The organism is Alistipes sp., assembly GCF_020026455.1.
Classification (GTDB): Bacteria; Bacteroidota; Bacteroidia; order Bacteroidales; family Rikenellaceae; genus Alistipes.
This window is the reverse complement of the sequence record NZ_JAHHQJ010000013.1, coordinates 56,495-80,719: the sequence shown is the minus strand read 5'-3', so window position 1 is coordinate 80,719 and position 24,225 is coordinate 56,495. Positions and strand designations below refer to the sequence as shown.

12 protein-coding genes are annotated in these 24,225 nt (G+C 49.7%); 2 read left to right on the top strand and 10 right to left on the bottom strand.

From position 1 onward, the window contains the following. Positions 1–23: 23 nt before the first annotated feature. The 3 genes from QZ460_RS08230 to QZ460_RS08220 are packed head-to-tail and all read right to left on the bottom strand — an operon-like array spanning position 24 to position 5,912. Positions 24–893 carry a discoidin domain-containing protein gene (locus QZ460_RS08230; protein ID WP_290541095.1) on the bottom strand — a complete coding sequence of 290 codons (870 nt, stop codon included), beginning with the start codon at positions 891–893 and terminating at the stop codon, positions 24–26. A gap of 30 nt (positions 894–923) precedes the next feature. Further along, entirely contained in the window at positions 924–2,774 is a 1,851-nt protein-coding gene (locus QZ460_RS08225) for a RagB/SusD family nutrient uptake outer membrane protein (protein ID WP_290541094.1), read from the bottom strand. Positions 2,775–2,795: 21 nt separating this feature from the next. Beyond that, positions 2,796–5,912 carry a TonB-dependent receptor gene (locus QZ460_RS08220; RefSeq protein WP_290541093.1) on the bottom strand — a complete coding sequence of 1,039 codons (3,117 nt, stop codon included), beginning with the start codon at positions 5,910–5,912 and terminating at the stop codon, positions 2,796–2,798. Positions 5,913–6,200: 288 nt separating this feature from the next. Between QZ460_RS08220 and QZ460_RS08215 the strand changes: the two genes are divergently transcribed. Next, positions 6,201–7,052, top strand: a complete 852-nt coding sequence (locus QZ460_RS08215) for a metallophosphoesterase (protein WP_290541092.1) — start codon at positions 6,201–6,203, stop codon at positions 7,050–7,052. 53 nt (positions 7,053–7,105) lie between these two features. Here the strand turns inward: QZ460_RS08215 and QZ460_RS08210 are convergent, their stop codons facing one another. The 7 genes from QZ460_RS08210 to QZ460_RS08180 all read right to left on the bottom strand — a co-directional run bounded on the left by QZ460_RS08210 (position 7,106) and on the right by QZ460_RS08180 (position 21,658). Then, complete coding sequence (locus tag QZ460_RS08210; protein ID WP_290541091.1) at positions 7,106–7,948, bottom strand: endonuclease/exonuclease/phosphatase family protein; 843 nt, start codon at positions 7,946–7,948, stop codon at positions 7,106–7,108. Positions 7,949–7,956: 8 nt separating this feature from the next. Next, positions 7,957–9,960, bottom strand: a complete 2,004-nt coding sequence (locus QZ460_RS08205; protein WP_290541090.1) for a glycoside hydrolase family 65 protein — start codon at positions 9,958–9,960, stop codon at positions 7,957–7,959. A 4-nt stretch (positions 9,961–9,964) separates the two neighbouring features. Beyond that, positions 9,965–11,980 carry a glycoside hydrolase family 97 protein gene (locus tag QZ460_RS08200; RefSeq protein WP_290541089.1) on the bottom strand — a complete coding sequence of 672 codons (2,016 nt, stop codon included), beginning with the start codon at positions 11,978–11,980 and terminating at the stop codon, positions 9,965–9,967. A gap of 49 nt (positions 11,981–12,029) precedes the next feature. Further along, entirely contained in the window at positions 12,030–13,139 is a 1,110-nt protein-coding gene (locus QZ460_RS08195) for a DUF5009 domain-containing protein (RefSeq protein ID WP_290541088.1), read from the bottom strand. A 528-nt stretch (positions 13,140–13,667) separates the two neighbouring features. Next, entirely contained in the window at positions 13,668–15,887 is a 2,220-nt protein-coding gene (locus QZ460_RS08190) for a glycoside hydrolase family 3 N-terminal domain-containing protein (RefSeq protein WP_290541103.1), read from the bottom strand. A gap of 202 nt (positions 15,888–16,089) precedes the next feature. Next, on the bottom strand, positions 16,090–17,394 hold the full coding sequence (locus QZ460_RS08185; RefSeq protein ID WP_290541087.1) for a family 20 glycosylhydrolase: 1,305 nt from the start codon (positions 17,392–17,394) through the stop codon (positions 16,090–16,092). Positions 17,395–17,530: 136 nt separating this feature from the next. Further along, the gene (locus QZ460_RS08180) at positions 17,531–21,658 is read right to left on the bottom strand and encodes a two-component regulator propeller domain-containing protein (RefSeq protein ID WP_290541086.1); all 4,128 of its coding nucleotides are present in this window, start codon (positions 21,656–21,658) and stop codon (positions 17,531–17,533) included. 275 nt (positions 21,659–21,933) lie between these two features. On the opposite strand from QZ460_RS08180, the gene QZ460_RS08175 reads away from it, so the two are divergent. Beyond that, positions 21,934–24,216 (top strand): glycoside hydrolase family 3 N-terminal domain-containing protein, encoded by a 2,283-nt coding sequence (locus tag QZ460_RS08175; RefSeq protein ID WP_290541085.1) that lies wholly within the window; start codon positions 21,934–21,936, stop codon positions 24,214–24,216. Positions 24,217–24,225 lie beyond the last annotated feature (9 nt).

Below are 24,225 nucleotides of genomic sequence, written 5' to 3'. Positions count from 1 at the left end.
TTTATCGGTGCTTTTTCAAATTGTTATTTGGCTTCGGGATCGACCAATTCTCTTACGATCTCGGAAAATTCGATCTCTGCAAGCGAAAAATAAGGCTGGTAAGCATCGGTTCCCTTCACCATTTCGAATTTGACCTGCGAAACGGGTTTATTGGGCAGGAACAGGTCCGAAGTATAGGAAGAACCTGGGTCATTCGGAAGGTTGTCGAGTTGTGAAAGCAGTTCCCACATCCTACCGTCCGTACTGCCATAGATATTTACGGACTTAGGCCGTGAACCGCCCTTTTTTCGGTTCCAATAACAGAACTTGAAGGCTGTCACTTCCCGACGGAAATCGAATGCAACCCAATGATAACCAGACGGCTTGAGCTCTGGATAAGTGTATTCATCCCAGAAACTCTGGAAAAAAGTGTCCGGATTTCCATCCACAAGATGTTTCAGGGGGCCTTCGCTCGGCTCTTGGGCATTGGTCGTCAGCTGATCAACGCAAAGAGTAATCGGATTCTCTGCGATATCCACATAATAGGATGCTGCTTTTTGGCATTGCTGTTCGATATATATAGGTTGTCCCGGAATTTTATCCACGTTGTAGGCCGTGAACGTAAAACGGTATTTCCCATATTTGTTCAGGAGTCCGTCAATATAGAGCGAGTTGGTATAGCGGCTGCACAATTTCGTGACCGGTTGCTGTGTGCCGTAATCGTAATAGGAAACCTCGGCATAGAGGAAATCGTGGTCCTCGACCCGATTCCATGTCAGCCGGATTGCCCCCGGGAATGCTGCGGCGCGAATTCCCTGTACGGCAAGTGCCGTCATGGCCGGATCTTCGTCCCCGCTGCATGAGATACAACCAGAAAGGACGAAGGCCAATAATATTTTTTGCATGATTTTCATAGATGCGGTATTTCAGAATTTGTAATTGAATCAATAACCTGGATTCTGAACGAATTTCCGTTCGTTTTTGTTAATATCATCCTTGGGAATTGGCATCAGGTAGTGCATGGGTGTTGCAAACTTACGCTGTACGACCACCTCGGTGACCTGAAAAAAATCAGCGTCAGACTCCCCGTTGTAGTTCATTCCCTTAGGGCGGACATTGAAGTATTTGTCTCCCTCCTTCCAGCGACGCACATCCCAGAAACGGTGGCCTTCCAGATAGAGTTCGATGGTTCGCTCCTGATGTGTCATACGGATCATTTCGTCGCGTCCGAGCGTCAGTCCTGCTTTTTCAAAAGCCTTGTCCACCGAGTTCAGTCCTGCCCGATCACGAATCGGTTTCAAGGCTGCCACTGCGTCGTCTATCCGGCCTAAATTGGCGCAGGCCTCCGCAAGGTTCAGGTACAGCTCCGCCATGCGAATCACCGGCCATGGATAATGTGGAGCGGCGACATCCTCCTGAATGTTGTTGTAAAGGGGGGAACACCCCTTTTTGTTGAGATACCCTGTGGGGGTGTAGTTTGTCGTCCGCTCCTTAATGCCGAAGACGTCGTTTTTGCGAAACTTCGTCTGTACGATGTTGGCATTGTCATCGGCGCTGTCGCGACGGAGTACTTCGTAATATCCGTTCTGGAAAGCTACCCATGCATAGAACCGGGGTTCGCGGTTGATATTCAGGTTCATGGTCACACCGTTGCAGACATCGTTGTGATACTCTCCGTAACGGTACCTTCCGGCATAGTCGTATTCAGGGTCAAGATCGATCGGGAGGCCGTTTTTCGAATAGAACATCTCGACCATCGTCAATGTCACGCCGACTCCGTTGCCTGATGATGGCCCCACGCGGTAAGGCGTAGACTTGTATTGCAGCCCATAATGGCCCTCTTTTCGGGTGTCGGCCCATAGGACTTCCTTTGAGGTATTGTAATCCAGGAAATTCAGACGAAGTACCCGGTGAACAGGATCGACCGGTTGCGCGAATTTTGATGTCTCCGCCGGACTTTCGGTGTAAAGTTTATAACCTGCGGCCGTTGCAGCCTCAATGGCCTCCTCTGCAGCAGAAACTGCTTTTTCCCATTTCGCTTCCGAATAAGTTTGGCTGATCAGATGCCGCCCGTCTATCTTACTGACGAAATTTGCATAGTATTCACTGTTGCCGTTGAAGAGTGGGGATGCGGCATAGAGCCATAACCGTGATTTCAGAGCTTTGGCGGCAACACTCGTGGCTCGGCCATAGGCCGTGGAGGTTTGCTCTGCCGGCAGCATACCGGCCGCCTCATCAAACAGGTCAGAGAGCCATTGGACGCATACGTCATAACGTTCGCGTTCGGGGAAGTCCGCCTTGTCCATATCGATGGACATCACACCTTTGATAAGCGGAATCGGTCCGTAGTTCTTCAAAAGCAGGAAGTGGTAATAGGCAATCAGAAACATTGCTTCACCCTTGTAGGTCCGGAGGTTGGCTTCCGTCATGTTCGGGACGGCATCGATATTCTCCAACAGAATGTAGCAGCGTCGGATTCCTCCGAAAAGCGTATTCCAGTAGGAGATTACCGGTTCGCTGGCGTTATAGTTACCCTTCGGAAAGTTGGCAAAGGTTTCATGTTCCCACGGGGTCACTACTTCATCTGCAGTCATCAGATCCAGTGACGCTGTTTCGTGACGCGGATTGGGCAGGAACGAGTAGCAGGAATAGAGATAGCGTTCGGCCATTGTAGGGTTTTGGAAGGCATCTTTTTCGTCCGGGGTCTCGTCGGGTACCACGTCCAGATAGCTGCATGCCTGGAACAAAAATGCAGCCGACAAAATCAGGAACAGAATATGTATATAAGATTTCATGGGATTTTGTTTGGGATTGATTTAAAGAGTCATTTGGATGCCAATGTTAAAAACCCGCTGGGTAGGATATTTCAGGCCTGATCCGCCACCCTGTTCCGGGTCCCATAACTTGAATTTCGAGAAGGTCAGCAGGTTGGAGCCGCTGATGTAGAAACGCATCTTCTTGTAGGTATAGCCGATCTCCGCGTTTTTCAGCTTCAGGAACGATGCATCGCGGAGCCAATAGGTTGAAGCTACCGTATTGTTACCGTATTCCACCACGCTCAACCGTGGATAAGCCGCATGGATATTCGGATTGCTCTCGCTCCAATAATCGTCTGCGACAAATTGCATGGCATTACGCTTGACATTGTTGTTAATACCGAACGGATGGAAGCAGCTCATCACCAGCGATGTGTTGGCCGTACCCTGGAAAAAGACTGAAAAATCGAATCCTTTCCACTGAGCTGAGAATCCGAACCCGTAGACAATTTCCGGTACTTCGGGGTATCCGGCATAGATACGGTCATTTGAATTGATCGTATTGTCATAGTTGCCGTTCGCATCGGGCTGGTTGACATATTTGATGTCTCCGGCCATGATTTCGCCGCCCAGCAGTTGCTCCGGGCTGTATTTGACCTCGTTATTGTCGATAAACAGGCGTTGTGCTTCGTAAAGCAGAAATGAATTGACCGAACGGCCGACTCGGGACAGGTTGGGATACTGCAAGTAATCCGGTTCATCCTGTTCGAGGACTCGGTTGCGTGCGAAGGTGAACGTTCCTTTGGCAGATATAAAGAAATCCTTGCTTATCTGGTGGCTATAGTCCATCGAGAGATCCAGACCGCGGTTTCTTACCTTGCCCAAGTTGCCGTACACTTTGGTCGTTGATGTCCCGAGAAAAGCAGGAACCGTTCCTCGTTCCAAGAAAATGCCGCTCCGAACCTCCTGAAACAGATCGACCATTACATTCAGGCGGTTATAGAATTGCAAATCGACGCCGATATTGAGTTTTTTTCCGGTTTCCCAGGTGATCTTCTTGTTTTCGAAACGATTGTAGACTGGCCCGCTTAACGTATATTCCCCGTCAACACCTGTCGTATATTCGGCTCCGGAAAGGGAGAGGTCTGACATATACATGAAGCGTGTTTCTTCACTATCGTTACCCACAAGGCCATAGGAACCTCGTAGTTTACAATAAGAAACTGCTTTCTTGATCGATGCCCAGAATTTCTCCTGACTGATCACATATCCCACGGCTACCGACGGGAAGAAACCGAATCGTCGACCCGTAGCGAAATTTTCGCTGCCGTTGTATCCGAAATTGGCTTCGATAAGGTAACGATTATCATACCCATAGGTCAGACGGCCTGCGAGACCCTGTTTGCGTTTGGGTAAAGAGTTGAACAACCCGTTGGGGTTTCCGAGTGCAGTCTCCTCCTGATTATACACTATCATGGCACCCACATCGTGTCGTCCAAAACTGCGGTTGTAATTGATCATGCCCTGGATATATATTTTGCGGTCGCCATCGGTACTGCTGGAGGTAGCGAGTGTTGTACTTTGTTCGTTGCCGCGGATCTCCAGATCATAGTTTTCCAATCCGTCATTGTCTGTATGCGTTCCCGAAATTTCATAGGAATTGTAACCGGCCGAACGCGATGTCTGGGTATAGGAATAGTTTTTAAAAGAAATCAGAGCCGAAGCGGAAAGCCCTTTCGTGATGAAATCAAAATTTTGGTCCAGACTCAGATTGGCATTCAATACACTCTGGAACTCGTCCTTGTAGCCGGTAACCATCTCTGCTACGGGATTTTTTACCATGGATTTACCTCCCCAACGGATGTGGTTTACGGTCGGATCATTGGGAAAGGTGATCGGCATATCGGCTGGATTCCCGTTCATGATCATTCCGAAAATGCTCTCGCTGCTTTTCACGGGTCCATGCGTATCCCGGAGTTGTGTGTTGATTTTCAGCGATACTTTGGTCGACTTTGTTAAATTGACATTGACATTGTTCTGGAAAGCATAACGCCAAACCGAATAATTGTTGTTATAGGAGAAGTAATCTCGGCTCAGATTCTTCAACATACCCTCCTCGTGACGAACGGTAGCACTCATGAAGTAGTCGACCCTCGAACTGCCTCCGCGGATATTGAAGTTAAAGTTTTCGTTGATAGCCAAATTTTTGAACATTTCATCGTACCAATCCACATCGGGATAGATATATTTGTTGCTGCCAATCCGTGTTCCGTCAATTTTTGCCTGTGTGTAGGGAATTTGCCCCGTGCCGCGTGTCAGAACCGATTCGTTGTACATCTGCATATAAGTCACGGCATCAACTGTCTCCGGGCGGTTCGTTGGAGTAGAAAATGCCGTTTCGAAACGAAAATTAATGATTGGTTTATCCAGGTTCTTGCCATTTTTCGTCGTAACGATCATCACACCGTTGGCTCCTCGTGAACCATAGAGAGCGGTCGCAGTAGCATCCTTGAGCACTGAAAAACTTTCGATAATCTCCGGGTCCAGACCATTCAGTTCATTGGCGTCGATCGCCACTCCGTCAAGGATGATCAACGGTTTGGTGGCGGACCCGAACGTGGAGATACCGCGTATCCAGAAATCCGCCTGGTCGGCACCGGGCTGTCCATTGCGCTGTACGGCAATAACTCCGGCAAGACGCCCGGCAAATCCCGTCGACAGACTTGATGAAGGCATTCGCAGTTCGGTAGGGACAATGGATTGAACCGAACTAACCAGCATGCCTTTCTTCTGTTGGCCGTAGCCCACTACCACGACCTCATCCAACGCGTTGGCGTCTTGTTTCAGAGCCACGTTCAGATTTCGGTCGCGTCCAACGGCGATCTCCTGTGTCTCGTATCCGACATAAGAGAAGAGCAATGTTTTCCGGTTTTCCGGCAGGTTGATTGAGAATATTCCGTTCAAGTCTGTCGTAGTGCCGACGGAGAGGCCTTTTACCTGTACGGTAGCCCCGATCAGCGGTTCTCCGGTCGTTGCATCGGTGACCGTACCGGAAATCGTTCGGGAAACTGGTTGAGCATGTATTTCGCAGGGAACAACGAGAATACCTCCGAAGAACATGGTGAATACAAGCAACCATGCAGTCCGCAGCAGATTATCAATTTTAATACATTTCATGATTTTTCGGGATCAAGCATTAGCGACTTTTAGAGATGGAGTCCGCAGATAGAGAACGGGATAATAGGGAGTGGTGCAAACGTGTGTCATGGGCATGTTTCATTTTATAATTTTCAGATAAAGTAGTTTTGGTCAAAATGACGCTGCAAATTTCTCTTCATATTTAGAAAAAAGGTTGAATTTTTACCGGAAAATACCCTTAAAGAAAAGAACGAGGAATTTCTTCGATATTTTTTGGATTTAGGCAATCCATTCGCTATTTTTGACTGTCTATTCATTTATAATCCAATGAAAAAAAACATTTTAACAATTCTTTGCTGCCTGACGGCCGTATTCTCATTTGCAAGAGAAAAGTCTCAGATTACGGTCATCATGCAGGTTTCAGATCCCCAAATGGGATTCTATGCCGATAACCGCAACATGGACTATGAAATTCGGACCCTCACAAAAACCGTCGCAGCGATAAACAACCTTCGTCCCGATGTTGTCGTTTTCACCGGTGATTACGTGCACGATGTGGCGGACGAGGGACAATGGATGGAATTTCTGCGGATCGTTGCAGGCATAGCCCCCTCCATCAAAACCCTTTATCTCCCAGGTAACCATGACGTCCGGCTGAAAGAAGGTTCTGTCGATGTGGAACCCTACACGAAACGCCTTGGAGCCGATCACTTCTGCGTTCGGGTGAACGGAAATCTACTGACCGGCATAAACTCGAATTATCTGAAAGACGAGATCCGGGATCTTTCGAAAGAACAAAATCAGTTCCTGTGGCTGACCCGTTCGCTCAAAAAAAACAGGCGGATATCCCTTGTCTTTACACACCACCCGTTCTTTCTCCGGCAAATTGACGAGCTGGGCGGATATTCGACTATTTCGCCGGAAAAACGCCGGAGATATTTCGAGCTTTTTCGGAAAACCGGTGTGCAAGCTGTCTTTGCAGGGCATTTGCACGATAATGCAGAGGCATCGTACGACAATATCGGAATGATAACCTCGAGTGCCGTGGGCCGACAGTTGGGTGACGCTCTTTCGGGAGTAAGGATCATTGTTATCAAAGACCAGACAATCGTTCACAGGTATTATTCGCTTGATGAAATACCGGGTACACAAACAGAACTGATTCAGACACTCCAATAGTTGGGGCTCGAATCCCAGGCCGATGATGGGGCTGGATTGATAAATCGGATGCGTTACTTTCGGAGCGTAAAAACCATTGCTATCGGATAGTGATCCGAAATGTAAGGCACTCCGTAATCTCCATCAAGGGTGGCAAATTTTAGACACTTAATCCTGCCACGGCAGAAAAGATGGTCGAGGATAATCGTGTCCGGAGCAGATCCAAACCCATTGAAAGTTCCTTTGTGATCGGTCTCCGCAGCCGTGTCTCGAACTGAAGCCATTAGTTTGGTTATCGGCTTAAGTTGTTTATTTTCAATATATGTATTGAGATCTCCTCCCAGGATCACCGTTGCTTTTTTTCCGGTAATCTGTCGAATCTTCATTGCGATCAGTTTCGCCCCCTCTTCACGGGCAATTTCCCCTTGGTGATCAAGATGCGTGTTGAAGTAGAAAAACTCTTTGTCGGATCTCCTGTCGCGCAATTTGACCCATGTTACCGTGCGATTGCAGGCTGCATCCCACCCACGTGACACTTTGTCGGGTGTTTCGCTGATCCAAAAGGTCCCGCTGTCCAGCAGGTCGAATCGGTCGCGAAGATAGAATACCGCCATCGTTTCTCCGCCTTCGGCTCCTCCGTCACGATCCTCGCCGACACGGGCATACCGGGGACATTCGGTGTCGATATAATACAACTGGTCTTGCATGGCCTCCTGTACCCCCATCACATCGGGAGCCTCCTGTCGAAGCATCTGTGTCGTGGCATGACAACGGTTCGGCCAGCTGTTGTCTCCGTCGCGACCCCAACTGGTACGCATATTGAAAGAAATCAGTTTGATAGATTCCGTATCTTGATTGGCTTGAACTGAATTTGAAAAACAGAACGTGAGCAGTAAAAAAAATATCGTCTTTTTCATCGGAATGTTTATTGTTTTGCTGTTTGGAAGATCTTTCCATTTATTTTGATTTTCAGGTTTTTCCATTGCCGTGGTAGGATGGACGGTCGCTGTATGAGACCATCTGGCGTAATCTCCAGCCCGCCGAATCCAAACAGCACTGCTTGTAGCATGCCCCCTGCGCCCGTCATGAAATAAGGATTGCCGCTGGTGGCCGTCTCGGCAAACACCCTGAACGGTGGCCGCAGATTTGGCAAATAGGAGCGACGGAACATTTCGCCGGCTTTTTCAACCATTCCGAGACGGGCGTACTGGATGGCGAAAACCGAGTAGCTCATTGCCGGACCATTATGCGGGTCGATTCGGTGTTCATAGTATTTCAGATCGCGTAATAGAGCCTCGCGTTCGGTTACAATACCCAGTGGATAGCCCAGCAGGTTGGCATCGGCCTGTTTGATCATTTTGCCGTTGTAGTCGGCGTGCTCACGCGTTGTCCCATCGGCGAAGTGCGGAATGCGAAGGCCCTCGGCAAGCACACTCCACTGAGGATTGGGGCGCTCGCTGCAAAGTTCGGCAGCAGCCGTTGTATACTCCAATGCCCGGCGGACCGCGCCGTTGGTAAAGGCGTTGTCCGTGACTCCGACGGCGTATTCGTTGGCTCCGATTACATTGCGGATCGAATAGCTGCCGTCTGCATTTGCCGTAGCACGATCGCACCAGAAAAGCGCTACCTCGCGCATCAGCGGAAATCCCTCACGACATAGCCACTTCTGATCTTGCGTCACACAGAAATAATTCCAGCAGGCAATCGCGATGTCGGCTGTAATATGATGCTCGAGCGGTCCGGTAAGGGCAAAGGTGGGTGTGGCTTCTTCTCCCCGGGCATCCCCTTCCCATGGGAACATCGCGCCCCGATAACCATGGGCATAGGCCCGACGGCGAGCTGCATTGAGTCCGTCGATTCGGTAGTTGAGCATTTGTTGTGCCAGACTGGGCTGGAGTACCAGCAGTGTCGGATACATCCATATTTCAGAATCCCAAAAGATATGACCGTTGTAGAAGCCTCTGGTCGAAAGGCCCATCGGTGGAATACTCCGGCGACTGCCCTCGCGGATAGAACTGTAGAGATTGAACAAGGCGAAACGAATGTCCAATTGTGCAGTGGGATCGCCTTCGATCTCAATATCTCCTTGCCATAACTCTGCCCATTTCTGTTCATGTGCCGCAACGAGTTGCAGCACTCCCTCGCGAACTGCATAGATAGCCTGTCTTTCCGATTCATTCCACGGATCGGTGAAAGTTGACGTAGTGCAGATTGTTCCTACAAGAGAGAACGCAGCCCGGCTGCCCTTGTGCAGAATCATCTTCACGCATCCTGGAGTGACCTGTTCACACCCTTTGCTGCAGAGGAAGGTTGATGAAACGGCAATATGGTCGAGTCCGTGACCGTAACTGCCGGATGTGCGTTGCAGAGCGATGCGGCTGCCATCCTCGCAGGCGACCGTGCGCGACTCTCGCAGAGTGTCGGTGAGTGTCTCGGGAATGCTATGATTGTTTGAGAAAAGAAGCTCGGCATCACGCTCTGCCGTCACCTCGACTTCCGTCATAAGTGCGTAAGGCATATTCCGCAAGGCTCGTATACGACAGACGACCGTCACGCCGTCTGTCGAAAAACAGGTCGTATGTACGGCACGCCGCATGTCGACCGACTGATGCTGTGGGCGGACCTCCAACGGGTTGAACCGACGGCCATCGATAGCCATTGTTAGCCCCATCGGATTAATCCCTTCCAAAATACGGCTTACATCATCTTTGCTCCCCGGTTCATAACTTTCTCCCAGAATTACGGGCCCAAGGGAAAAAGGCTCCCGTCCTACAGTGACACCAATTTCTCCGTTGGCCATGGCAACGGCAAAATAATCTGCAGTGGTATCTCTTGCAGTAATTACCCATCCTTCGCTCCCTTCGCTGTGGGCATCGGCCAACTGGGGAATGATCGCCAGCAGCCCGACTAAAAAAACAATTTTTATCATATCTCTATCTATTTACGGGAATAAATGTTATAGCCTGTCCGCCACGGGCCGACATTGCAAGTTCAAGCATATCGGCAGAAGTCACTTTTCGTTCTTCGATACGATAGTTTTCGGGATGCTCCGTAGAATCCGGAGCATCGGCATAGATTGTTGCCATATAAGTCATGTCAGGTTTCAAGAAATCAAGTTTCTGGGGCAATATTCGGGGCTCTTCGTTTGTGCCGGCACCAAGGAAGAAACTGTCGCCTGCACGGCGCACAACGACAATATATTTACCCGGCTCTCCCTGTAATGCTTGGGACCAGTCGCAGTCGGCATTGAAGTCTCGGAAGAATTGGAAAGCCGGATGTCCCTCGTAGTTTTCAATCAGATCAGACGCCATCTGGAGTGGCGAATAAATAATCACCCAGTTGGCTATCTGACGTGCCAATGTAGTCTTGACACAACTGGAATTATTGTCGCCGTTCCATTCCTGCATTCCGGTTTCCTTATTCCGGATGTGAGAATAATCCAGATCGAATATCCCCGGAGTGTAATCCATCGGACCGCTCAGGAGCCGAACGAAAGGCAGTGTACAAAGATACTCTGCGGAGTTACCTTCCGACCATGCGTTCCACTCCATACCGCGTGCTCCCTCCCGGGTCATCATATTGGGCCATGTGCGGCGAATACCTGTATCCTTGATTGGCTCATGGGCATCAATGACGATCTCATAACGGGCAGCAGTTTCGATGACATGCTGGTAGTGCCGTACTCCATATTGTGAGTGGTGAAGTTGACCGCCTGCGAAACCTCCGGCATATCCTGTTTTGACTGTATGCACCCCCAGTCCGGCATAGTGTTGCATGGCCCTTTCCAAAACTGCCTCATATTCGGGAATATTGCCTCCCGTTTCATTGTGTATCCACAATTCGACTTTTTTCTCTCGGGCATATGCGGCAATGCGGTCCAGATCGAAATCGTCATAGGGTTTCACATAGTCAAAGTGTTGCGTTTTACCCCAGTTCTCCCAGCCTTCGTTCCATCCTTCGAATAACACTCCCTGGATATTATTCGCAGCAGCAAAGTCAATATGACGCAGGGCGTTCTCCGTTGTCGCTCCATGTCGGGGACCTTTTGTCCATGTATGTGAGCCGAGATGCAGGCCCCACCATACGCCGATATATTTCTGAGGTTTGATCCACGACGTGTCAGCAATCTTCGAAGGTTCGTTCAGATTGAGAATCAGCGACGAGTTGATCAGGTCTACGGCTTTGTCGCCTACTTGGATTGTGCGCCATGCCGTTGTGAATTTTGAGGGAATACGGGCCTTTATGCCTCCGGATAACGGAGCTAATTCTACTTTGAACATCAATGAATCGGTCCGGTAGAGATTCATTTCAGGAAAATCGTACAGCGCCGCTTCGTGAATCGAACCGTATGTGCCGTCCACACAGAACGTGAAAGGCGTGTTGGCATTTTCGACGGACGAAATCGGCAGTTTGCGATACAATAATTCATAGGTGTTGAAATTCCCCGGAATCGACCATGATATACCGTCTCCGGCAAAACGGAATTCGGTCTGTTCATCGGTGACAGTCAGCGAATCAAGATTTGATATCTCCAATTCATAGCGAAATGCTACGCCGTCGTCAAAAGCCCGGAAACGAAGTGTCAGTAACGTGTTGTTTTCCTTCTCCAATAGCACGGCCATTTCGTTGTGGCAATCGTGCAGGGTTTTATTTTCACCCCACGGTTGTGTCCATGTTTCGTCTACGGTTTTTTTCATAATCTCCTGTACCGAAAAGCCTTTGGTGAGGTCTTCTTCTTGGGTTGCGAGTCCCAGCATGGAGGGCTGGATCAAAGGTCTGCCATCGCGTTCGATGCTATAGGCCATACTGCCGTCGGTATTCGTTACAAACGAAAGACGTGTACGACCGTCGGGAGAGGTTATCTCCGGATTTCCATTGCATGCGGACAGCAACAAACATAGACCGGATAAAAATAAGTTCAGAAATGAGAACTTTAGAATTTGGTTCATGCTAAATTTGTTTAAATGGGGTTATTGAATTTTTGGGGTTATTTGTCGGTTATACCTTAAGGAAGGTGTTTTTTCGATATAAGAAATAGAGAAATAGCCAGCAGAGCACAATATAGCCGATATCGTAGATTACAGCCCCTGCTGTTTCGCTGCATTTGGAGGCGAGCCCGCCGACAAAAAAATCGGAGGCATAGCGTAGAGGAATAATCCGCTGTGCCATATAAATCGTAATGGAATTTAATCCGATGACACGAAAGGCAAACGTCCAGCGTTTGTATCCGCGCACGTCAATCAAGTAATAAAACAAAGCTATCATTCCCAGCGAATATCCGGTAACGACACAGGTAAACGAACTGCTCCAGATATTTTTGTTGATCGGCATCATAAGATTCCAGCACAGCCCTACAGATGTGATCACGATTGCGGTAACAGCCATATACAGTGCTTTTCGCGAACCTGTCAATCCTCGCCGGTTATCGAGCAGAAATTCACCGGTGAACATTCCCGACAGTGCTGATACAATAGCCGGCAGTGTGCTCAGGATTCCTTCCGGATCGAACGATCCGTAAAGGATGCGTCCAGGGAGATATTGCCGATCAATCCATCCAGCCAAATTTCCTTCCACGGAAAGGGGGACGGTGCCTGCCGGGGCATCGGGAGCTATGACCAGACTCAACAACAGCGAATAGCCGACCAGGATAGTTCCGGCAATGACAATCCGCGTCCTTATGCCGCAATACACACAAAGTAGCGCCGCGAGCATCCAAGCCGTACCAATCCTCCCTAATACACTTGCCAGACGCAACGAAGAAAAATCAAGATCGAATAGTCCGTTATAGATCAGCCCCAAAAGAATCAAAGTCACTCCACGACGGACAATTCGTCCCAGAATGCGCTCCTTTCCGAGACCTCTTGTACGTTGTTTGGCCAAAGAAAACGGAAATGCTACTCCCGCAATAAAAAGAAACAGAGGAAAAATGGTATCCTGAATCGTTAGCCCATTCCATGCCGCATGCTGCATCTGCTGTGCGAGCATATCGGTAAAAGATCCTGGGCTTAGTGCGCATAACGAAGTGATGAGTCCGGAAAAACCCATGATAAAGAGCATGTCGAAGCCTCTCAGGGCGTCCAGAGATAAAAGTCGTACATTCGGGTTCATTGTCACAATGTGTTTTATTTAGTGTCAACGGAACAGTCTCCTCTCTTCAAAAACAGAGGATATGGTGATTCGTTATATTTGTCGTAGCGTTTTTGATGTGCATGGCCCTACTGCGGTTGGCGGCATTGGGGGCGGGGTACGATCTCTGCAATGTCTGGGATTTTATGGTTGCTGGTCGACGCCGTAAATGTGGGGAACCCCGAGGTAGATGTTCGAACAATGCTAGCTTTTGCCGATTATTTCAGCCCATACTTCCGGTGTGCGGCCACATCTAGAGACTCGTTGAGGCGTGATCCGACCTTATAATGCCCATGACTATGTTTTACTGATATACAAATTTTAGGCGGTATTTACATTGGTTGTTATACAGACTCTTTGTTGGCGCATCTGTCTGATTTTCTTTTCAAATGTTATTTTCTCAATCCAGGTCTCGATTCCTGCATCAAGCCGGATGGTGAACGGCACGGGTACAACCGGGATATCAGGCTCCAGGTAAAACGATAATAGGCAACGTGTTTTTTCATCGCATCAGAATTTAAGCAACTGCAAGGGCTTCTGGGGCCTCAGCACGTCATGCACCTTGCGTTCGGATGATTTGGCCGTAAAAGGCAGTCGCAGGATGATTTCGTCGGCCGAGCGTCCCAGTTCGGCCGTGTAATCGCCCGCTTCGACGATAAAAGCCGAGGCTTGCTCGTCGAATGAGGCCAGATCGGAGGCCGCAAACCAAAGTTTCAGTGTCTGTGACTCTCCAGGCTGTAATTCGCGGCTTTTGGCGAAGGATCTTAGTTCGCGCACGGGTTTTATCAATGCGCTCTTCGGAGCCGCGATATAAAGTTCAGCGACATCCCGACCTGAGTGCAGTCCGGTGTTGGTTACACGGAGCGTCACCTCGTAACCGGCACCCGAACGCCTGATGGCAGCATCCGTCCAATCGAAAGTTGTGTAACTTAGACCATAGCCGAATGGGTAGGAAACTTTCTCCCGGGCATAGGTCGAGAAATAGCGGTAACCCACCCAAATATCCTCTTCGTAACAGGTGAATCCCAGGTTGCGTACATTGCGCTCCGGGGCATCGTCGGCCCAGTCGCCGCGGCGGCCTCGATAATCGAGCGGAAAATTCTTTGACGAAGGATGATCCGAATAATCGATCGGGAAGGTCATCGGCAGCCGTCCCGATGGTGCGGCTCGTCCGCTTAGGACATCGGCGGTGGCATTGCCAGCCTCCAAGCCTCCCTGCCAGGCCAGTAGAATCGCATCAGGAAGTTCTTTCCATGAATTGGTTTCGATGACGCCTCCGATGTTGAGTACCACGATCACCTTCTTGCCTGCGGCATGGAAGGCTGAACAGACTGACTCGAGCAACACCCTTTCAGCGTTCGTTAGGTAGAAATCCGATGTCGGCCGATCGTTGTACTCGCCCGAATTGCGGCCGAAGGCAATGATGGCAGCATCGCTCTCCCGGGCGCGTGAGGCGATGAATTCTGGGGTCAGCGTTGTTTCTGGTACAAACCATTTTTCGCCCAAGAGCCGTAGGGCGTTCTGCTCGCAGAGCAGTGCTTGGCCGAAGGACATGTATTTGGCATAGAGATCGGCTGTGCGGTCGTTCAGCCGAAATCCGGCGTTGTGCAATCCTTCGTCCAGATTAACCGTGTAGGCTTTGTTGACATGCCCGGCTCCGGTGCCTCCGGCGATGCAGTCATAGGCGTTGACGCCGAATACCGAGAGGTCGCACCCTGCGGAGAGAGGCAGGGTGGCGCCTTCGTTGCGAAGCAGGACCATTCCCTCCGCAGCCACCTGCCGTGAAACAGCGGCATGGGCTTCCAAATCGGGAGCCTCTGACACGGCGCACGCCCGGAAACGGGGTGTCTGCAGAATGTATTCGAGCACGCGGACCACACTCTTGTCGACATCTGCTTCGGATAGTTTTCCGCTACGTACTGCATCAACGATCTCCTCCGACTGAGCCGGTTCTCCCGGCATCATCAGATCATTGCCGGCATGTACCTGCGCTGCGGTGTTGCGCTTGCCAATCCAGTCCGAGATGACGATGCCTTTGTAGCCCCATTCATCGCGCAGGATGGTAGTCAGCAGGTCGCGGTTCTCTTGAGTGTAAGGTCCGTTGATCCGATTATAAGAGGACATAACCGTCCACGGACGGCCCTCCTTGACCGCGATTTCGAATCCGCGCAGGTAAATCTCGCGCAGAGCGCGCTGCGATATCCGTACATCGTTTTGCAATCGCATCGACTCCTGATTGTTGGCGGCAAAATGCTTGACCGAAGTCCCTACACCTTGTGACTGGATGCCTCGAACCATTGCCGCGCCACATTTGCCACTCAGTAGCGGGTCTTCGGAGTAATATTCGAAATTTCTGCCGCACAGCGGATGGCGGTGGATGTTAATGCCCGGACCGAGAATCACGTCGCAGCCGTAGTCGAGCACCTCGCGACCCATGGCCGCACCGCATCGTTCGATCACCTCTTCGTTCCAGGTCGAAGCGAGCATCGTGCCGATCGGGAAAGCTGTACAGAAATAGGTCTTCGGATCGTTTGCACGCCGCGGGTCGATGCGGAGGCCGGCGGGTCCGTCGGCCATTACTGTTGGCGGAATGCCATAGGTTTCCAGGGAGCAGGTGGCCCCTGCCGAGCCGGGAACGATTTTCAGCGTACGGCCTGTCACGGCCCCTTGGCCGCCATAATTCTCCATTGAGGTTCCTACGAGTAGCGACGCTTTCTCTTCAAGGCTCATGGCTGCGACAATCTTCCGGACCGGAACTTCGCCCAGTTGGGGTTTTGCCGGTGGAGCAGTTGCAGCTGTAGCCGCGGAGAGTGCGAATGGAATAATGAGCAGTTGTTTCATGGTGAATTAGTTTAAAAGTCTGTTGAGGAGTAATCCCTGATGTCAGACAGGTATTATGGTTTTCTACGTGGTGGCGGACATCGATATGGAGTTATGTTATACTCCCTGTGGCTTTGCTGCTGGAAACGGACTCTGCCCCGGTGATCATATTATCTTCCAGGCAGAAAGCTCTGTTGTAAAGGGGCGATCCTGTTATCGGATTCGGACTGTTGGGCATGGAACGCCTCTCTGTGAAATATTTTTCGGCGACGAGTATCATCCGTCTCTTTTTGATCTCAGGAAGAGCATGGTGTGAAGCCGAGATATCGTCGCTCAATAGGACTTCTGCGATTTTGTCTGCGAGGATCAGCGGAATCTGTATGCAGATGCGACGGAGTGAGGTGCCCCGTCCACTCTGTTTCTGCAGAATTCGGGCTTGATAGGAAACGAGAGGCCGATGCGGGGAAAGCATGGACCCAAGCTGTTTATCTATCCCTTCCGATTCTTGGCTCAGGTACGGGATTCGCCAGAGGGGTTTGTTGCCGTCGAAGGGGATGTATTCTCGGGAATACTGCTTCTGGTTTCCTGGCAGCATGTCGGCCTTGAATTGCAGCGACTGCGGATTGTTGACGCAGAACTTGCCGGAACCATAGGTTCGATCAGAACAACTGCCTTCCGGATAAACCGTGAGAATTACGCTGGAATGTACGTGGAGTCCGATTTCAGGAATTTCTTTGAGACAGCAGCCTGCCGCACAGGTAACGATACTGCGCAATCTCTCTTCCGTGTAGTAGTTGCCATAGGCTCCCGATGTACTTTTGAGGATATAATGCCTTTCGCCGTAATGCTGCCAATCGATCCGGTCGGGCTTTGTGTGAAATAATTTCAATCTGATCAGCACCGGATGAACATCGGGTTGAATGTGCCAGTCGCTGTTATTTGCCGGAGAGGAATGAAATTTGTTGCATTCCTCCCGTTCCGTTTCATCAAGACAACGAAATAGTATACCTACGGGAAAAAAGTGTTGCAAAATATCGAACTGAACATTTTGATGACTAAAGCGGGGGTTATCGATGATTGTCACACGGGAAATCCCCTGCGTAATTTCCGATTGGTACAGAGTCTGTCGGTTGTGGAGCAGTTTTACAGAAATCGAGGGTGAAAGATCAATTGCCCGCCAAGCCTCTTTCAATCGCGTCCCCTCCGGATAAGAGGCTGGAACTGATCGATTGATTCGGTTGGCAACGGCCCAATCGCCTCTACGCTGCACGAATCGGTATCTATCCATTTCAAAGTTGTTTGCCGCTACGGTTAACTCTTGCGATATCGGCCCCAGAATCATTCCTCCGGTAGACCTTTGACCGGCAGTGCTGAAGACGGAAAGCAAGGCAATGGAATTTGCAAAAATGAAGTTCATGATAATATCCTATGAATTGGTCCGATTCTATCCATTCGCCGAAACACAATCTACGGGGTACGAAAATACGCCTGACATGGATCATGCAGGTTGAATTTTTACCGAAAAATGGATATACGTCCGCTTCTGCGGGCAATTAAGCGATTTTGTCGCCTTTTTTGTTCAGCCTGTCAATAAATTCCTTGGGAGAGCATCCGAATTTCTTCTTAAAACACGTACTGAAATATTTCGGGTCGTTAAATCCGGAAGCATAGGCCAGATCAGCAATACGCATCTTCTTCTGCTCTTCGAGCAAATGATAGGCTGCGCGCAGTCGTACATCAACGATAAATGCGGTCGGAGTCAACCCGGTGAGCGATTTAAGTTTTTCGGTAAGAACCGTACGGGACATATTCATTTCACGGGTAAAATCAGCTTGCGCAAATTCGCAATCGTCGATATGCGCATTGATACACGCCATAGCCTGACGCATGAACTTTTCATCCATTGAGGTATATTCCAGTTTTTCAACCTCAAATACCGGTTGGTTGCGGAAGTGCTGACCCCGGGCTTCCGATTTGCGGAGTTGATTGACTATCTGAGCGTAGAGCAGTTGCAGGTTGAAGGGTTTGGTGACATAGCCGTCCGCTCCTGAATTATACCCTTCAATTCGGTTCTCATCGGCATTTTTGGCCGTGAGCAGGATGACCGGAATATGACAATATTCGAAGGTCTGCTTGATTCGTCGGCACAATTCGATACCGTTCATGCCGGGCATCATGATATCTGAAACAACCAAATCGATCGCCTGTTGCGCCAATATGCGGAGCGCTTCTTCGCCGTTGGAAGCTCGTTCAATTTGAAAATAGGGAGCTAAAAGATTGGTGATTAACAAGAGTAATTCCTCGTTGTCATCGACGACCAACAGCGTATGGTCAGCATGTGTCGGGGGAGTGGTCATTATTGCGTCGGGCTGCTCCGGAATGAATTCTCCTGTCCCGTCGCAAATTATTTCCGCAGCATTGTTGTCGGCATCATCGTCGATCTCCTCTTCGGTGTAAGTCTCCCGGCCTATGGGTAGTGTGACGCGGAAGCAATTCCCGTCCCGCTCGTCGCTAGATACCCGGATTGAGCCCCGATGCAGATCGGTGAGATCCTTGACTAACGACAGGCCGATACCGGTTCCAATCGTGTGATGTTTTCGATAATTGCCGTCGTAAAATCGCCGAAAGAGTCCGTCGATGGTCTGTCGGGTCATCAGTTCTCCGCTGTTGGCTACCGAAATGCAGACAGAACAGGAGTCTCCGGGTTCGATCCGAATGATAATTTCTCCCTTGTCGGGAGTGTATTTTGCCGCATTGGATAGCAGGTTGTAGACGATTTTGTCGAGTTTGTCGGGATCGAACCAGCCGTCGATCTGTTCTGATGACGTGTGGAAATAAACCTTGAGTTGCTTGCGGGCTACAAGCGGAGCGAAAGCTTCCACGCATCGACGAACGAATTGGACGACATCGCCATACGATACACGGATTTTCAGATTCCCACTCTCGACTTTCCGGAATTCGAGTATTTGCTGAATTAAGCGCATCAGCCGCGTAGCATTGGTCGACATGACACCGTAAAGAGTTTGTTTGTCTCCCGTACCGTTGTTCAGATTCTGGAGTGAAGTGAGAATAATCGTCAGCGGAGTCATCAATTCATGAGTGACATTGGTGAAAAACTGGAGTTTGGCGTGATTCAACTCTTCGTTTTTTTGTCGCTCCACTTTCGAAATCTGTACTTCCTGTCGCAGCCGTAACCGATAGCGCAGGAATCGCATGACTCCATAAGCAATCGCCAGCAACAACAGGAAATAGATCGTCCACGCCCACCATGAAAGCCATGGGGCCGGAAATATCCGTATTGTGAGAATGCGCTCATTGCTGCTCCATACGCCGCTTTCTCCGGCAGCCTGCAGGTGAAATGTATAAATTCCAGGAGACAGATTGCTGTAGGAGGCGAAACGATGGTGCGAATCGGCCGTGATGTACTCCTTGTCAAATCCATCGAGCCGATATCTGAAAATATGATCACGCGGATTGGCATAGGAGAGCATCGAAAATTCGATGAGAAAATTGTTCTGTTTGTGTGTAAGTGTAATCGTATCGGTGTAGTCAATATCATGGAGCGAAATGCGCGATCTCTCCCGTGAGGGAAGGTCACGCAACGAGCGGTTGTGCACCTTGAAATCAGTGAGTACGATCGGTAGGTTCGTCTGGTGGCTCTGTGTACGATTGCCCGTGAATATCATCAGTCCATTGGATCCTCCGAAGACAATGCGCCCATTGTCGATCTGTGCCGAAGCATTTCGGTTGAAGAAGAACGGTTGCATGTCGGTCGATATGATATAGGGATTGATATGTTCGGGGTTACCTTGGCTATCCGGCGAAAAAGAAAAAACAGAATTGTTCGTTGTGATCCACATCCTGCTGTTTTTATCCCGGATTATGTTGCTGATACCCTTGTTCTCCAGATTCGGGAAGGCAGACACCGTTTTGAAGTGCTCTTCCGGGGGGATACGGACTGCAAGCCCGTCCGCAAAGGTTCCGGCCCAGATACAACCCGTATCGTCGCCCTGCAGGCAATAGACATGATCGGAAGTCATGCCGTTATTGCGCGTATACTGCCGCCAGCTGCCGTCAGCTATACTTATATGCAGAATACCCTGACCGTTCGAGGCGATCCAGACATCACCCGCCTTGTCGCAGCAGATATCGAATACGCAAGTCCGGTCGAACGGTGTAGCATATCCAAGCCATTCGGCCAGAGAGTAAAACCGTCCGTCTGCCGATTCGATGTAAACTCCTGTTCGTGACCCTATCCACAGGTTGCCGTGTGTATCCTCGCATTGGGCAATCACGCAGTCGTCCACAAAAATCGGTTGGTTGAAATGGTTGATCTGCCGAACCTGATGCTGCGCTTCATTATACACCCAGATACCGGCATTTTGCGTTCCGAAATACAATTCCCCGGTGGTTGAACGGCGGATGATCGTGTTGACGGTCGAAGTGTAGGGTAGTGATTTCAAGTCTGGATGTTCATGATAATCGACGATTTTCCCGCTTCGAATGTTGTATTTTATAAGACCGAAATCGAGCAGTCCCAACCAGAAGTCGCCATTCCCGGCGTAATGCATACTTCGGACCGAGTTGGTGTTGTAGCGAGCCTTGATTGGATCCAGCCGATCGGATTCGAACTTGGTTCCGCTGGTTTGAACCTTACAGACTCCTCCGCCCAATAAACCGATCCACATCAGTCCGTCGCGAGTCCGAAGGATCGAATTCACCTCATTGTAGGGTAGGTCTCCTACATTATCTCCGGGGAAGAAGTTCTGGAACGAATTTGGATTGTCAATGTCGTGGAGGATGCTCAGTCCGCTGCGGCCACCGATCCAGATGGTATTCTGCTCGGGATTTTCCTCAATATCATAAATAATATCGTCGAGCAGCGAGTGTGATTTGCCCGGTACATGTTTATAATGCAAGTAACGAATCGGTCCTGGAGCCAAGGGATCAAGCAATCGTACTACTCCGGCACCCCATGTCCCCACCCAGATATTGCCTGCAACATCGCGGGCCAAAACATGTGCTTTACGCAGCACGGTATCATCGAAAGTATAGGTGCGCTCCTCGCGGATATCATAACGCAGCAAACCCTGATCGAAAGCAGCGATCCATAAATTCCGGTTATTATCCTTGACGATAGAGGTGATAGCCTTGACTGGCTCTCCCGCTGAATTGGAGATTGAAACAAAGTGAAAATTACGATCGTGCTTACTTTTATGGAAAAGTCCCTTGTCGCCTCCGATCCAAATTCCATTGCCTGTATCGCATAGAATGACTGCGATATTACAATCCGCTAATTCCGGGTATTCATCAGCCATGATGTTGCCCGAAATTTTGTCGAGCCGAAAAAGGCCGTGTTCGGTTCCAATCCATAGATTCTTGTCGCAATCCTCGGCAACAACATTGACGAACGTGTTGAATAAGCCGTTTGAGACATCTCGCATGCCATAGGTGATAGCCCCGTATCCCTCATAGCGGGCCAATCCGTTATAAGTGGGGATCCAGATATATCCGTCGGAATCCTGATACAGCTTGCGCACCTCATTTGATGGCAGAATATCGAATGGTAATGGTACGAAGCGCACTTGTGAAAATGGTTCGGCAACAATGGTCTGTATCTCGGAAAGAACAAATCCGATGCAAATAACAAGAGACCGGAATATAAGAAAACAACGATGCATAACGGTATTTTTCGAAAACTAAATTATACATTTTTTTCGGAAAGCACAACAGCATTCAATCGAATCACAATAACATTCGGCCGAAAAAGAACAGTATAATGCGGTCAGAAGCGCCGGTATCGCCATCTTTTACAATTGTTTCAACAGAAGGCCCGCATTGGGAAAAGAATATTTCCGGAAAATATTCAACCCGGCGGCCGATAAAAATTCATTCTTTTGTCACGGGTTTTCGATGATCTCTTTCCAAAAAATAATGAATCTTCTTTAATGACAATATGACAATAAAACCAGATTTTGCACCTCGAATAATATTCTTGGTGTTTGTGTTGCCTCTACTCTGTGCTTGTGGCCGAAAATGGATGGTCGAGTCGCATGACGCCTTCTGTTTGATTTGGCAAAATGGGGGACAGACTTTGGGATATTCTCCGAAGTCTGGTATTCAAATTCTCTCTTCCGGCGGATATGCTTTCAAAGACCTGAACCGAAACGGTGTTCTCGACCGCTATGAAGACTGGAGGCTCACCCCGGAGGAACGGGCCAAGGATCTTGCCGGACGCCTTTCCGTTGAAGAGATCGCCGGATTGATGTTATACAGTTCCCACCAGGCTGTTCCGACGGATTCGATCGGATACTGGTCTTCTACCTACAACGGGACTTCGCTTCGGGAGAGCGGCCTTTCCCACTCGGCTGTTTCGGACAAACAGCGGATGTTTCTTCGAGACGATAATCTCCGGGCTGTGCTCGTCGTTCGGGTCGAAAGTCCCCGTATTGCGGCTGAATGGAATAATAACATGCAGGCTTTTGTTGAGGGGCTCGGACAAGGGATTCCGGTCAACATCAGTTCTGACCCGCGGAATGAAATCCGGGCTTGGGCTGAATACAATGCAGGGGCGGGAGGAAAGATTTCGCTGTGGCCCAATCCACTCGGTTTGGCAGCGACATTCGATCCCGCTTTGATGGAACGATTTGGGCATATTGCATCCATCGAATACCGTGCTCTTGGCATCGCCACAGCCTTGTCGCCACAGATCGATCTGGCAACTGAACCTCGATGGTGCCGGTTCTATGGAACCTTCGGTGAGGATCCCGATCTGAATATCGATATGGCGCGGGCCTATATTGACGGATTCCAAACATCCGACGGAACTGCCGAGATTGCAGACGGGTGGGGGTATGAAAGCGTCAATGCCATGGTCAAGCATTGGCCGGGAGGTGGCCCGGAAGAAGGTGGTCGGGATGCTCATTTCAGTTTCGGAAAATACACGGTTTATCCCGGGGAAAATTTTGAGCAGCATATTCGACCCTTTGTAGAAGGGGCTTTCCGTCTTAACGGAAAGACATGCAAGGCTGCAGCCGTCATGCCCTATTACACGGTCTCCCATGGAATTGATCCCTCTGGGAAAACGGTCGGCAATGGTTTTAGCAGATATATCGTCACCGACCTGTTGCGAAACAGATACGGATATAACGGAGTTGTATGTACGGATTGGGGCATTACGCACGATTATTCCGGCATTGAGGTGGCTGAAGGTAAATGCTGGGGAGTCGAAGATTTGAGTGTTGCGCAGCGGCATTATGAAGCTCTTAAGGCCGGAGTGGACCAATTTGGCGGGAATAACGATAAAGAGCCCGTATTGGAAGCCTACCAAATGTGGGTCACCGAATTTGGCGCACAATCTGCCCGGAATCGATTCGAACGCTCCGCCGTAAGGCTGCTGCTTAATATTTTTCGGACCGGACTGTTCGAAAATCCCTATGTAGATCCGGATCGGACGGAAGCGACGGTTGGGAATCCGGAATTTATGCAGGCTGGTTACGAAGCGCAGCTCCGGTCGGTCGTTCTACTGAAAAACCGAGCAGGGACTCTGCCTGCATCAACCCGCCGAAGGGTGTATCTGCCCGAGTACGGACATTCCTGCCTGTCGGTAGACTCTACTCTGGTAAAACAATATTATGAACTGACAAAAAGCCCTGAAAAAGCCGACTTCGCCATTGTTTTTATCGATGAACCCGACGGAGGCTGTGGATATGATACGACGGATCGGGAAAAGGGAGGTAACGGCTATGTTCCGATTAGCCTGCAATATGGAGACTATACGGCCTGCTATGCTCGCTCTGAGAGTATCGCCGGCGGGGATCCGAAAGAACCATTCATTGACCGAAGCTACCGAGGAAAAACCATCCGAAGCTCCAACAGGGAAGAGCTGAAACGGGTCCTTGAAACGAAGCGGCTGATGGGGAACAAACCCGTCGTGGTTGTTATTTCCGCGACCAAGCCGTTTGTGCCGGCCGAATTTGAGCCTTCGGCCGATGCCATACTGATTGCTTTCGGGGTTCAGAATCAAGCTGTGCTGGATATTATCTCAGGGCGATGGGAGCCATCGGCACTCCTGCCGATGCAGTTGCCGGCGGATATGAAAACCGTGGAGTTGCAGTTTGAAGACGTTCCGAGAGATATGGTTTGTTATACGGATTCGGAAGGGTATACATATGATTTCGCTTTTGGGCTCGACTGGAAAGGTGTCATTCGGGATGCAAGAGTTGAAAAATACAAATAATCAAGAAAT

Excerpts from the sequence above, each read along its gene's own strand:
- QZ460_RS08200 (WP_290541089.1), bottom strand. The coding sequence starts at position 11,980 with ATGAACCAAATTCTAAAGTTCTCATTTCTGAACTTATTTTTATCCGGT.
- QZ460_RS08230 (WP_290541095.1), bottom strand. The coding sequence starts at position 893 with ATGAAAATCATGCAAAAAATATTATTGGCCTTCGTCCTTTCTGGTTGT.
- QZ460_RS08220 (WP_290541093.1), bottom strand. The coding sequence starts at position 5,912 with ATGAAATGTATTAAAATTGATAATCTGCTGCGGACTGCATGGTTGCTT.
- QZ460_RS08190 (WP_290541103.1), bottom strand. The coding sequence starts at position 15,887 with ATGAGCCTTGAAGAGAAAGCGTCGCTACTCGTAGGAACCTCAATGGAG.
- QZ460_RS08185 (WP_290541087.1), bottom strand. The coding sequence starts at position 17,394 with ATGAACTTCATTTTTGCAAATTCCATTGCCTTGCTTTCCGTCTTCAGC.
- QZ460_RS08215 (WP_290541092.1), top strand. The coding sequence starts at position 6,201 with ATGAAAAAAAACATTTTAACAATTCTTTGCTGCCTGACGGCCGTATTC.
- QZ460_RS08195 (WP_290541088.1), bottom strand. The coding sequence starts at position 13,139 with ATGAACCCGAATGTACGACTTTTATCTCTGGACGCCCTGAGAGGCTTC.
- QZ460_RS08205 (WP_290541090.1), bottom strand. The coding sequence starts at position 9,960 with ATGATAAAAATTGTTTTTTTAGTCGGGCTGCTGGCGATCATTCCCCAG.
- QZ460_RS08210 (WP_290541091.1), bottom strand. The coding sequence starts at position 7,948 with ATGAAAAAGACGATATTTTTTTTACTGCTCACGTTCTGTTTTTCAAAT.
- QZ460_RS08175 (WP_290541085.1), top strand. The coding sequence starts at position 21,934 with ATGACAATAAAACCAGATTTTGCACCTCGAATAATATTCTTGGTGTTT.
- QZ460_RS08180 (WP_290541086.1), bottom strand. The coding sequence starts at position 21,658 with ATGCATCGTTGTTTTCTTATATTCCGGTCTCTTGTTATTTGCATCGGA.
- QZ460_RS08225 (WP_290541094.1), bottom strand. The coding sequence starts at position 2,774 with ATGAAATCTTATATACATATTCTGTTCCTGATTTTGTCGGCTGCATTT.